We start from the raw sequence: 12,322 nt of genomic DNA on the forward strand, positions 1-12,322 counted from the left end.
GGCGCAGTGCACAAGACCCCCGGAGGCACCGATGAGCACCGAACTGCGGCCGGAGCCCACGGCCGGACGCACCCAGGCACCGCCGCCGCCCGTCGTCGAGGTGCGCGGCCTCACCGTCACCTTCCCCGGCCCGCGCGGCCCGGTCAGCGCCGTGCGCGGCCTGTCGCTCACCGTCGGCGCCGGGGAGAGCGTCGCCCTGGTCGGCGAGTCCGGCTCCGGCAAGAGCGTGACCGCGCGCAGCCTCGTCGGGCTGGCGGGGAGCGGCGCGCGCACCGCCGCCGAGACCTTCCGGATCGACGGACGCGACGCCGGCGCGCTGACCGGCCGGCAGTGGCGGCCGCTGCGCGGGCGCCGGATCGGCTTCGTGCTGCAGGACGCGCTGGTCTCGCTCGACCCGCTGCGCCGGGTCGGCGACGAGATCGCCGAGGCGCTGCGCGCCCACCGCACCGTGCCGCGCGCCGAGGTGCCCGCGCGGGTCCTGCACCTGCTCGCCGAGGCGGGGGTGCCCCAACCGGAGCTGCGCGCCCGGCAGTTCCCGCACCAGCTGTCCGGCGGCCTGCGCCAGCGGGCGCTGATCGCCTCCGCGCTCGCCGCCGACCCCGCCCTGCTGATCGCCGACGAGCCGACCACCGCCCTGGACGTCACCGTCCAGGCGCAGATCCTGGAGCTGCTCGCCGAGCGGCGCCGGGCCGGCCGGGCCCTGCTGCTGATCAGCCACGACCTCGCGGTGGTGGCGCAGGTGGCCGACCGGGTGCTGGTGATGAAGGACGGCGAGGTGGTCGAACAGGGCCCCACCGCCCAGGTGCTGGCCGAGCCCGGGCACCCGTACACCCGGCGGCTGCTCGCCGCGGTGCCCCGGCCGCACGCGCGCGGCACCCGGCTCTCCGGGCCGCGCGCGGGCAGCGAGCTGCCCCGCCCGCGCACCGGCGAACGGGTGGTGCTGCGCGCCGAGGGCCTCGGCAAGTCCTTCGCCGTGCCCGGCCACGCCCCGGTGGCCGCCGTCCGGGACGTCTCGCTGACCCTCCGCGAGGGCCGCACCCTCGGCATCGTGGGCGAGTCGGGCTCCGGCAAGAGCACCACCGGGCGCCTGCTGCTGGGCCTGGCCGCGCCGGACGCCGGACGGGTGGAGGTGGACGGGCAGTCCTGGGAGGGCCTGCGCGGCGCCGCGCGGCGCGCCCTCCACCGGCGGATCCAGGTCGTCCACCAGGACCCGCTCAGCAGCTTCGACCCGCGCTACCCGGTCGCCCGGATCATCGCCGAACCGCTGGCCGCCACCGGTGTGCCCCGGGCCGCGCGGGCCGGCCGGGTCGCCGAGCTGATGGCCCAGGTGGGGCTGGACCCGGACCTGCTGCACCGCCGTCCGCGCGCGCTGTCCGGCGGACAGCGCCAGCGGGTGGCGATCGCCCGGGCGCTGGCCCCCCGCCCGCGGATCATCGTGCTCGACGAGCCGGTGGCGGCCCTGGACGTCTCGGTCCAGGCCCAGGTCCTCGACCTGCTGGCCGAGCTGCGGGCCGAGCTCGGCGTCGCCTACGTGTTCATCTCCCACGACCTCGGCGTGGTGCGCCACCTCGCCGACGAGGTGCTGGTGATGAAGGACGGCGAGGTCGTCGAGTCCGGGGACGTCACCGAGGTCCTCACCGCACCGCGTCACCCCTACACCCGCCAGCTGCTGGACGCCGTCCCCCGACTGGACGGCCCGAAACCCGGGAAGGCCCCATGAGCACCGAACGCGAGCTCCACCTCAACCTCCACATGGTCGGCAGCGCCATGGGCGTGCACCCCGCCGCCTGGCGGGTGTCCGGCTCCGATCCGTACGGCTTCGCCCGGGTGGAGACCTGGGTGGCCGCCGCGCAGCTCGCCGAACGCGGCCTGATGGACGCGGTGTTCCTCTCCGACACCCCCGGGGTCTTCGGTGACGTCGACTTCAGCCCGCACGGCGCGTACTACCACGAGCCGACCCTGCTCCTCACCGCGATCGCCGGCGCCACCTCCCGGATCGGCCTGATCGCCACCGCCTCCACCACCTCCAACGAGCCGTACAACATCGCCCGCCGCTTCAAGTCGCTCGACGTGCTCAGCGGCGGCCGGGCCGGCTGGAACGCCGTCACCACCTACATCCCGCAGGTGGCGGCCAACTTCGGCGGCACCGGGCTGGCGCCGCGCACCGACCGGTACGCGCGCGCCGAGGAGTTCGTCGACATCGTCAAGGCGCTGTGGCGCAGCTGGGAGCCGGAGGCGCTGGTGGCGGACGTGCGCACCGGCCGCTTCACCGACCCGCGGCGGCTGCGGCCGATATCCCACCAGGGGGCGCACTTCAGCGTGCGCGGTCCGCTGCCGCTGCCGCCCTCCGCCCAGGGCCACCCGCTGGTGGTGCAGGCCGGTGCCTCGGAGCCGGGGCGCGAACTGGCCGGGCGGACCGCCGATGTGGTGTTCTCCGGGGCCAAGACGCCGGACGTCGCGCACGCCTACGCCGCCGACGTCCGGGCCCGGGCCGAACGCCACGGCCGGGACCCCCGGTCGGTCAAGATCCTGCCCGGCCTGATGACCACCGTGGCCGACAGCCGGCGCGAGGCGCTGGAACGGCTGCGGCGGCTGGACGAGCTGGCGGGCCACGCGCCCTGGCGGGGGGCGCACATCGAGGCGGTCGGCACTCCCGAGCAGGTCGCCGACGTCGCCGAGGAGTGGTTCGTCTCGGGCGCGGCGGACGGCTTCACCCTGATGCCGGACGTGTTCGCCGACGGCCTGCCGGCCTTCGTCGAGCTGGTGGTGCCGATCCTGCAGAAGCGCGGGGTCTACCGCTCCGCCTACCGGGGCAGCACGCTGCGCGAGCACTTCGGCGTGCCGCACCCCTACCCGGCGCCGGCCGTCGTGTGACCGCCGGCACTCCCCGCACCCGATCCATCCGCCCCCGGCGCGTCGGGGGCCGACTCCTGAGGAAACAGGCATGACCGCGTTCTCCGTCCTCGACCAGGGCCCCCGGCGGGCCGGCACCGGCAGCGCCGAGCTGCTCCAGGAGGCCACCCGGCTCGCCGTGCACGTCGAGGAGCTGGGCTTCAGCCGGTACTGGGTGGCCGAGCACCACGCCCAGGCGGCGGTGGGCATCTCGGCGCCCGAGATCGTCATCGCCCACCTGGCGGCCCGCACCACCCGGCTGCGGATCGGCGCCGGCGGCATGCTGCTGCCCAACCACTCGCCGCTGCACGTCGCGGAGCAGTTCCAGACGCTGGAGGCGCTGCACCCCGGCCGGATCGACCTCGGCATCGGACGGTCCACCGGCACCGAGCACGGGCCGACCGCCGCCGTGCTCCAGCGGTCCTCGCTCGCCCCCGAGGTCTTCAACGGCCAGCTGGCGCAGCTGCTGGCGTTCGGGGGGCGCACCCCGCTCCCGGAGGGCCACGAGCTGGCCGGGGTCAGGGCGGTGCCCCGGGACGTGCCGCTGCCGCAGGTGTTCCTGCTCGGCGGCAGCCCCGCCTCGGCGGGCACGGCGGCCCGGCTGGGCCTGGGTTACGGGTACCTGGCGGCCTACCAGAACCCGGTCAACGCCTTCACCGCGCTGCGCCGCTACCGGGAGCAGTTCGTCCCGGCCCACGAGGGCGCGCGGCCGTGGGCGATCCTGGCGCTGACCGTGGTGGTGGGCCGGGACGACCGGCACGCCGACGAGCTGGCCACGCCGTGGCGCCTCGCGCTGGCGCAGCACGCGACGGGCAACCCCTCGCCGCTGCTGCCCGTCGACCAGGCCCTGGCCTACCGGCCGACCCCGGCGGAGCAGGTGGCCCAGCGCACCCCGCCGCTGAACGACCTGCGGTCCGAGGTGGTCGGCGGCCCGGCCACGGTGGCGGCGAAGCTGAAGGCCTTCGTGGCCGAGTCCGGCGCCGACGAGGTGATGGTGGTGGCGAACACCTACGACCCGCAGGACCGCCGGGAGTCCTACAGCCGGCTGGCCGAGCTCGCCGGTCTGGACCGCGGCTGACCGTCCGGGTACGCCGGAGGGGGTGGGACACCGTGACGGTGTCCCACCCCCTCCGGCGTACCCGGACTCAGCGGCGCACGGGCAGCTCCCGCAGGGCCGGGAGCACCTCGGCGGCGAAGGTGCGCATCGCCGCGAAGGCCGTCTCGGCGGGCAGGGTGCCGTACTCGAAGGCGGCGTTGACCTGGGTGACGCCGACGGCGGCGAGCTCGCGCAGCTGCTCGACGATCTGCTCGGGCGAGCCGGCCAGCAGCCGCTCGGAGGCGAACTCCTCGTCGGCCGGGTCGATGGCGGCGGGCAGCGGCGGCACGCCGCCGGTCGGGTAGCCGCCCTCGGCCAGCGCCTGGGAGGTCCGGATCTGCCGGGCGACCTCGCGGGCGGCGGCCCGGCGCCCGGCCGGGTCGGTGCCGATGTGCACGAACCGGTTGACCGCGTACTCCAGGCCCTCGGCCGCGACCCCCTCCTCGGCCGCCAGGGTGTTCACCGTCCGCCACTGGGCGGCCAGTTCGTCCGGGGTCGACAGCGCCAGGCCGAGCAGGTGGAAGCCGCGCCGGACGGCGAAGCGGGTGGACTCCGGTGACACCGCGGCGACCCAGATCGGCGGATGCGGGGCCTGGTGGGAGGGCGGCAGGACGGTCACCGGGGCGTCGATCCGGTGGAACTCCCCCTTGTGGGTGACCTCGTTCTCGGTGAGCAGCCGCAGCAGCAGGTCGGTGGACTCCTCGAAGGCGGCCCGGCTGTGGGCGAGGTCACGGCCGAAGCCGAGGAACTCGTGCGGCTGGTAGCCGCGGCCGATGCCCAGGTCCAGCCGTCCGCCGGACAGCTGGTCCAGGGTGTTGACGTCGGCGACCAGCCGGACCGGGTCCCACAGCGGCAGCACCAGGATCCCGGTGCCGATCCGCAGGTCGGGGGCGAGCCCGGCGGCCCGGCCGAGCAGCAGCAGCGGCGAGGAGCTGAGGCTGTAGCCGGAGAAGTGGTGTTCGGTGACCCAGATGCCGGAGAAGCCCTGGTCATTGGCCCATTCGACCTGCCGGGCGAAGTCCAGGTACTTCTGGCGGGCGGACTCCCGGTCCACCGACGGGGAGATGCTGAGGTAGGTGATTCCGACGCGCATGACCGGGTTTCGCTCCTCTGGGGGTTCGGCGGGTTGTGTGATCAGGAGGCGGGCAGGACGGACTCGGCCAGCAGCCGGTCGAGGTGGCCGGCCAGTTCGGCCGGCGTGGGGTGGTCGAAGGCGACCACCGGGGGCAGCGTGAGCCCGGTGGCAGCGCCGAGCCGGTTGCGCAGGTCCAGGACGCTGAAGGAGGAGAAGCCGAGGTCCTGGAAGCGTTCCCGTTCGCCGATCTGCGCCGGGTCGGGGTGGCCGAGGGCGGCCGCGGCGTGCTCCCGGACGACGGCGAGCAGCAGGGCGGTGCGGTCCGGGGGGCCGGCCGCCGACCAGCGGCGCAGCAGGGCGTCCGGGTCGTCGGCGGCGGGTCCGTCGGCGGGCGGGCCGTCCGCGCCCCCGACGGACGCCCCGGCCGGGGCGGCGCCGGACGGGCCGGGGGTGGCCAGCCAGTGGACGGTGCGGGCGAAGGGGTGGCCGGGCACGGTGTCGGGGTCGGCGGCGGGCACCGGGCCGGCCGGGCCGGAGACCGGGAGCCCGTGCACCTCGGCCCCGGCCAGCGCGGCCGCGAGCGCCCGCGGCTGGGGCCGTTCGCGCAGCTGCGCGGCCAGGTGGACGGCCTCGGGGTGGATCGCGGCCGTCAGCGCGCTGAGCGTGCCGTGCGGGCCGAGCTCCAGGTAGGCGGTGACGCCGTAGCGGTCGCGCAGGGTGCGCACGCCCTGCTCGAAGCGGACGGTGGCGCGGATCTGCTCGGTCCAGTAGTCGGGCCCGGCGATCCGTTGCGGGTCGGCGGCCTCGCCGGTGACGTTGCTGATCACCGGCAGGTCCGGGGCGTGGTAGCCGATCCGCCGCGCCTCCGCGTGGAAGCGTTCCAGCACCGGGTCCAGCTGGGCGGAGTGGAAGGCGTGCGAGACCCGCAGCCGGCGGGTGCGCAGCCCGAGCGCGGTCAGCTCCCGGTCGAGCCGGTCGACCGCGGCGGTGTCGCCGGAGACCACGGTGGAGGCGGGGCCGTTGACGGCGGCCAGGTCCAGCGCCCCGCCGTACGGCGCGAGCAGTTCGGTCAGCCGTTCCTCGGAGGCCTGGACGGAGAGCATGGCGCCCGCACCGGCGGGGAGTTCGTCCATCAGCCGGGCGCGGGCGGCGACCAGCGCGGCCGCCGATTCCAGGTCGAACACCCCGGCCAGATGGGCCGCGGACAGTTCGCCGAGCGAGTGGCCCAGCACCGCGACCGGCGGCGGCAGCCGGGTGCCGAGCAGCCGGGCCAGGGCGGTCTGGTGGGCGAACAGGGCCGGCTGGGTGTAGCGGGTGCGGTCCAGCAGGGCGGCCTCGGCGGTGCCCGGCTCGGCGAACATCACGTCCCGCAGCGGGCGGTCGAGATGGGGGTCGAGGGCGTCGCAGACCTCGTCCAGCGCCTTGGCGAACTCCTGGTGCTCGGCGTGGAGTTCGCGGCCCATCCCGGCGGACTGGGCGCCCTGGCCGGAGAAGGTCCAGGCGGCCCTGGCGTTGGTGACGGCCGTTCCGCGCACCAGCGCGGGGTGGGCGCGCCCGGCGGCCAGGGCGCGCAGGGCGGGGGCGATCTCCTCGGGGCGGTCGGTGAGCACGGCCGCCCGGTGCGGGAAGCGCGCCCGGCCGTGCCGGAGCCAGTGGGCGGTCTCCTGCGCGTTCCCGGCGGCGCCGGCCTCGGCGTGCGCGGCGAGCGCCAGCGCGTGTTCGCCCAGCGCCCCGGGGGTGCGGGCGGTGAGCAGCCAGGGCCGCCCGGCGGGAGCGGCGCCGGGGTCGGCGGGCGGCGCCTGCGGGCCCTGCGGGGCCTCCTCCAGCACCAGGTGGGCGTTGGTGCCGCTGATCCCGAAGGAGGAGACGGCGGCCCGGCGCGGGTGCTCCCCGCGCGGCCAGGGCGCCGCCGCGGTGAGCAGTTCGACCGCGCCCTGCGACCAGTCGACGTGCGGGGTGGGTGCGTCCAGGTGGAGGCTGGCCGGCAGGGTGTCGTGCCGCAGCGCGAGGATCAGCTTGATCACCCCGGCCACCCCGGCGGCGGCCTGGGTGTGGCCGATGTTGGACTTCAGCGAGCCGAGCCGCAGCGGGTGTTCGCGCTCCGCCCGGCCGTACACGGCGAGCAGGGCGCTCGCCTCGATCGGGTCGCCGAGGGTGGTGCCGGTGCCGTGCGCCTCGACCGCGTCGACCTGGCCGGGGGTGAGCCGGGCGTCGGCCAGGGCCTCCCGGATGACCGCTTCCTGCGCCGGTCCGCTGGGGGCGGTGAGCCCGTTGCTGGGCCCGTCCTGGTTGACGGCCGAACCGCGCAGCACGGCGAGCACCCGGTGGCCGTTGGCGCGGGCGTCGGAGAGGCGCTCCAGCAGCAGCAGGCCGACGCCCTCGGCGAGCCCGGTGCCGTCGGCGCCCGCCGCGAAGGCCTTGCACCGGCCGTCCGGGGCCAGCCCGCGCTGGCGGCTGAACTCCAGGAACACCCTCGGGTGGGCGAGCACGCAGGCGCCGCCGGCCAGGGCCAGGTCGCTCTCGCGCGAGCGCAGCGACCGGGCGGCCAGGTGCATCGCGACCAGCGAGGACGAGCAGGCGGTGTCGACGGTCAGGGCCGGTCCGTGCAGGCCGAAGTGGTAGGCGAGCCGGCCGGAGGCCACGGAGCCGGCGTTGCCGGTCATGAAGTGGCCGTCGAGTTCGCCGGCCACCTCGTGCGGGCGCGGGGCGTAGTCCTGGCCGATCATGCCGACGTACACGCCGGTGCGGCTGCCGCGCAGGGCGGCCGGGTCGAGGGCGGCGGACTCGAAGGTGCGCCACGCGGTCTCCAGCAGCAGCCGCTGCTGCGGGTCCATGGCCAGCGCCTCGCGCGGGCCCAGGCCGAAGAAGGCGGCGTCGAACTCGCCCGCGCCGTCCAGGAACCCGCCCTGGCGGGCGTAGGAGGTGCCGGGGGTGGCCGGGTCCTCGTCGAACAGCGTGTCGAGGTCCCAGCCGCGGTCGGCGGGGAAGTCGCCGACCGCGTCCCGGCCCTCGGCGAGCAGCCGCCACAGGTCCTCGGGGGTGCGCACGCCACCGGGCAGCCGGCAGGCCATGCCGACGATCGCGATCGGCTCGTGGGCCCGCTCCTCCAGGGCCTCGATCCGGCGCCTGGCCTGGCGCAGGTCGGCGGTCGCGCGGCGCAGGTAGTCGCGCAGCCGCTCCTCGGTGCCGCCGGGGGCGGCGGTCGCTCCGGTCGTCCCGGGCATCTCAGAGCTCCGTTCCGGGGTGGTTGAGTTCGTCGTCGAGCGCGGCGAACAGTTCGTCGTCGCTGGCCCCGGCGAGGTCCCCGGCGAGGTCCTCGGTGTGCTCGCCGTCGGCCTCGGCCGGGCCGTCGTCCAGCCGCCAGAGCAGCTCGCGCAGCCGCCGTCCGACCTTTCCGCGGACGCTCTCCGCGGCGGCCAGCGCGGGCAGCAGGGCCTCCAGCCGGTCGAGTTCGCGCAGCAGCGGGTCCTGCGGGGCCTCGTCGTCCGGGGCCAGGGCGCGGTGCAGGTGGCCGGCCAGCGCCGCCGGGGTCGGATGGTCGAACACCGTGGTCGGCGCCAGCCGCAGGCCGGTGGCCGCACCGAGGCGGTTGCGCAGTTCGACGGCGGTCAGCGAGTCGAAGCCGATCTCCTTGAACGCCTGGTCGGGGGCGACGGTGGCGGCCGTGCCGTGGCCGAGGACGGCGGCGGCCTGGGCGAGCACCAGCTGGAGCAGGGCCTCGGCACGCCCGGCCGGGTCGAGGCCGGCCAGCCGGGCCTGCAGCGGGGCCGCGGAGCCGGCGGCGGACGCGGCGGCGGACCCGGCGGCGCTGGGCCGGACGGGGGCACCCGCCAGCGAGCGCAGCAGCGGGGGCACGCTCCCGGCGGCCCGGCCCGCCCGCAGGTCGAAGCGGCTGGTGACCACGGCCGCCCGGCCGGTGGCGCGGGCCGCGTCCAGCAGGGCCAGGCCCTCCCGGTCGGCCAGCGGGACCAGGCCGCCGCGGGCCAGCCGGGCCCGGTCGCCCTCGGTGAGCTGCCCGGTGAGGCCGCTGGCCCGCTGCCACAGGCCCCAGGCCAGCGAGGTCGCGGGCAGGCCCTCGGCGGCGCGGCGCTGGGCGAGGGCGTCCAGGTAGGCGTTGGCGGCGGCGTAGTTGGCCTGTCCGCCGCCGCCGAGCACGCCGGAGACGGAGGAGAACAGCAGCAGGCCGGAGAGGTCGGCGTCCCGGGTCAGCTCGTCCAGGTGCCCGGCGGCACGGGCCTTGGGGGCGAGCACGGCCTCCAGGGCGGCCGGGTCGAGGGCCTCCAGGACGCCGTCGGCCAGCACGCCCGCGGTGTGCACCACCAGGGTCAGCGGATGCTCGGCGGGCACGGCGTCGAGCAGCGCGGCCAGCGCGGCCCGGTCGGCGACGTCCACCGCGGCGAGGGTCACCTCGGCGCCCAGGGCGGCGAGTTCGGCGGCCAGCTCGGCCGCGCCCGCGGCCTCCGGGCCCCGGCGGCCGGCCAGCAGCAGGTGCCGGGCGCCGTGCTCGGCCACCAGGTGCCGGGCGGTCAGCGCGCCCAGGGTGCCGGTGCCGCCGGTGACCAGCACGGTGCCCGCCGGGTCGAAGGGCGCGGGGACGGTCACCACCACCTTCCCGGTGTGCCGGGCCTGGGCGAGGTGGCGCAGCGCCTCCCCGGCGCGGGCGACCGGCCAGACGGTGACCGGCGGCAGGGTCAGCGCCCCGCGCTCGAACAGCGACAGCAGGTCGGCCAGCAGTTCGCCGATCCGCTGCGGGCCGGCCTCCAGCAGGTCGAAGGAGCGGTAGCGCACGCCGGGGTGCAGTTCGGCGATCCGCTGCGGGTCGCGCAGGTCGGCCTTGCCCATCTCGATGAAGCGTCCGCCGCGCGGCAGCAGCCGCAGGGAGGCGTCGACGAAGTCCCCGGTGAAGGAGTTCAGCACGACGTCCACCCCGGCGCCGTCGGTGGCGGCCAGGAACCGCCCCTCGAAGTCGAGGGTGCGGGAGGAGCCGGTGCGGGCCGGGTCGATGCCGAGTGCGGCGAGGGTGTCCCACTTGCCGGGCCCGGCCGTCCCGTACACCTCGGCGCCGAGGTGGGTGGCGAGTTGGACGGCGGCGATGCCGACCCCGCCGGCCGCCGAGTGCACCAGCAGGCGCTCCCCCGCACGGAGCCCGGCCAGGTCGACCAGGGCGTAGTGGGCGGTCAGATAGGCGGCGGGGACGGCGGCGGCCTGGGCGAAGGTCCAGCCGGCCGGGATGCGGGCCAGCAGCCGGTGGTCGGTGACGGCGACCGGGCCGATCCCGCCGGAGACCAGGCCGGTGACCCGGTCGCCCGGCGCCAGGCCGGTGACCTCCGGGCCGACGGCGGTGACCACGCCGGCCGCCTCGGTGCCGAGCAGGGCGCGGTCCGGGTAGACGCCGAGGGTGATCAGCACGTCCCGGAAGTTCAGCCCGGCGGCGCGCACGGCGATCCGCACCTCGCCGGGGCCGAGCGGGCGGTCGGCGTCCGGGGCGGGGACGAGGGCCAGCCCGTCCAGGGTGTCGCCGGTCGGGGCGAGCCGCCAGGGGCCGTCGGCCGGGGCGAGGAGCTCGGGCCGGGCGGGCAGCGGCACGACGGCCGGGGTGAGCACCACGCCCCGCCGCAGGGCGAGTTGGGGTTCGTCCAGGGTGAGGGCCGCGCCCAGGGCGTCCCGGGATCCGGGGTGCCCGTCGGTGTCCAGCAGACGCAGCCGGCCGGGGTGCTCGGTCTGGGCGCTGCGCAGCAGGCCCCACAGGGCGGCCGCGACCGGCTCGACCGGGCGGTCGGCGGGGTCGGTGCTCTGGGCGTCGCGGGTCAGCACGGCCAGCCGGGTGCCGGCCAGGTGGTCCTGGGCGAGCCAGCGCTGCACGAAGCCGAGCAGCGCGGCGGTGGCGGCCCCGAGGTCCGGGTGCTCGGGCAGGACGAGCGGCAGGACCGCGGTGGCGGGCGGGTCGGCGGTGAACAGGGCGGCCGGGTCGGCCGGGTCGGAGTCGAGGCGGTACTCGGGCAGTTCGGCCCACTCGGCGCGCTCCGCGGGCCGCGGGGCGACGGGCGTCCAGTCCAGGTGGTACAGCCCGTCCGGGCGTCCGGCCGGGCCGGCGGCGGCGAGGGCGCCGGGGGCGAGGGGGCGCAGGGCGATCCGCTCGGCGGAGACCACCGGTCCGCCGGCCGGGTCGACGGCGCTCAGCGCCAGCGAGTCCGCGCCGTGCCGGGTCAGCCGGACGCGCAGGCTGGTGGCGGCCGTGGCGGCGAGCGTGACGCCGGTCCAGGCGAAGGGGAGCGCCGTCCCCCGGTCGCCGTCGGTGCCGGTGCCGTCGGTGCCGTCGGCTGCCAGCGGGTGGAGGGTGGCGTCGAGCAGCGCGGGATGGATGCCGTAGCGGGCAGCGTCCGGATGCGCCGCCTCGGGGAGTTCGACCTCCGCGTAGACGGTGTCCCCGCTGCGCCACAGGGCGCGGACGCCCTGGAAGGCGGGGCCGTAGTCGTAGCCCCGGTCGGCGAGGCCCGGGTAGAGGGCGGCCGGATCGACGGGCGTGGCGCCGGGCGGCGGCCAGGCGGCGGACGGCCACTCCTCCGGGTGCGCCGCGGGCTGCGCCGGGAGCAGCAGGGCGGTCGCGTGCCTGGTCCAGGGCTCCTGGGGTCCGGCGGCGGCCGGGCGGGAGTGGACGGCCAGCGCGCGGGCGCCGTCGTCGTCCGGGGGCTGCACGGTGGTCTGCAGGTGGACGGCTCCGGCGCCGAGCACCAGCGGGGCCTCCAGGGTCAGTTCGGCCAGGGCCGGGACGGCGGCGCGGTGGCCGGCGTGCAGGGCGAGTTCGACGAGCGCGGTGGCGGGCAGCAGCGGCGTGCCGGTGACGGCGTGGTCGAGCAGCCAGGGATGGGTGCCGGTGGAGAGGCTGCTGGTGTAGAGCGCGGTACCGTCCGGGAGGTCGGTGGTGGCGCCCAGCAGCGGGTGGTCGGCGCTGTGCAGGCCGAGGTGACCCGGGTCGCTGATGTCCGGGGCCGGGTCGAGCCAGTAGTGGCGGTGCTGGAAGGGATAGGTGGGCAGGCCGGGCGGGGTGGCGGGCGCGGTGACGGGCCAGTCGAGGCGATGACCGTGCAACTCGACAGCGGCCAGGGCCTGCACCAGCGGCCGCTCGTCCTCCCGATTGCGGCGCAGGGTACCGGTGACGAGCGTGTCCGGACGGCCGGCCAGGGTCTCCTGAATGCCGACGGTCAGCACCGGATGGGCACTGGACTCCACGAACGTCGTGAAACCCTCCTCGGCCAGGG

At 77.3% G+C, this 12,322-nt stretch carries 5 protein-coding genes and 1 pseudogene; 3 read left to right on the forward strand and 3 right to left on the reverse strand.

Going from position 1 to position 12,322, the window contains the following annotated elements; translation table 11 throughout:
* Positions 1–31 precede the first annotated feature (31 nt).
* The 3 genes from ACF1AK_RS29925 to ACF1AK_RS29935 all read left to right on the forward strand — a co-directional run bounded on the left by ACF1AK_RS29925 (position 32) and on the right by ACF1AK_RS29935 (position 3,970).
* On the forward strand, positions 32–1,720 hold the full coding sequence (locus tag ACF1AK_RS29925; protein ID WP_391501961.1) for a dipeptide ABC transporter ATP-binding protein: 1,689 nt from the start codon (positions 32–34) through the stop codon (positions 1,718–1,720).
* Positions 1,717–2,874, forward strand: coding sequence for an NtaA/DmoA family FMN-dependent monooxygenase (locus ACF1AK_RS29930; protein ID WP_391501962.1), 1,158 nt, complete (start codon positions 1,717–1,719; stop codon positions 2,872–2,874). Before ACF1AK_RS29925 ends, ACF1AK_RS29930 begins: the two co-directional genes overlap by 4 nt.
* A 70-nt stretch (positions 2,875–2,944) precedes the next feature.
* Positions 2,945–3,970 (forward strand): LLM class flavin-dependent oxidoreductase, encoded by a 1,026-nt coding sequence (locus ACF1AK_RS29935; RefSeq protein ID WP_391501963.1) that lies wholly within the window; start codon positions 2,945–2,947, stop codon positions 3,968–3,970.
* 67 nt (positions 3,971–4,037) lie between these two features.
* Here the strand turns inward: ACF1AK_RS29935 and ACF1AK_RS29940 are convergent, their stop codons facing one another.
* From ACF1AK_RS29940 to ACF1AK_RS29950, 3 genes and pseudogenes are all read right to left on the reverse strand, one after another.
* Positions 4,038–5,081, reverse strand: a complete 1,044-nt coding sequence (locus ACF1AK_RS29940; RefSeq protein ID WP_391501964.1) for an LLM class flavin-dependent oxidoreductase — start codon at positions 5,079–5,081, stop codon at positions 4,038–4,040.
* A gap of 41 nt (positions 5,082–5,122) precedes the next feature.
* Positions 5,123–8,248: pseudogene (locus ACF1AK_RS29945) on the reverse strand (type I polyketide synthase); the annotation flags it as partial.
* Between the two features lie 40 nt (positions 8,249–8,288).
* Positions 8,289–12,293, reverse strand: a complete 4,005-nt coding sequence (locus ACF1AK_RS29950; protein WP_391501965.1) for an SDR family NAD(P)-dependent oxidoreductase — start codon at positions 12,291–12,293, stop codon at positions 8,289–8,291.
* Positions 12,294–12,322: the final 29 nt, after the last annotated feature.

The organism is Kitasatospora sp. NPDC015120 (assembly GCF_043080305.1).
In the GTDB taxonomy this organism is placed as follows: Bacteria; Actinomycetota; Actinomycetes; order Streptomycetales; family Streptomycetaceae; genus Kitasatospora.

Coding starts and splice junctions, on each gene's coding strand:
- ACF1AK_RS29925 (WP_391501961.1), top strand. CDS start 32: ATGAGCACCGAACTGCGGCCGGAGCCCACGGCCGGACGCACCCAGGCA.
- ACF1AK_RS29930 (WP_391501962.1), top strand. CDS start 1,717: ATGAGCACCGAACGCGAGCTCCACCTCAACCTCCACATGGTCGGCAGC.
- ACF1AK_RS29935 (WP_391501963.1), top strand. CDS start 2,945: ATGACCGCGTTCTCCGTCCTCGACCAGGGCCCCCGGCGGGCCGGCACC.
- ACF1AK_RS29940 (WP_391501964.1), bottom strand. CDS start 5,081: ATGCGCGTCGGAATCACCTACCTCAGCATCTCCCCGTCGGTGGACCGG.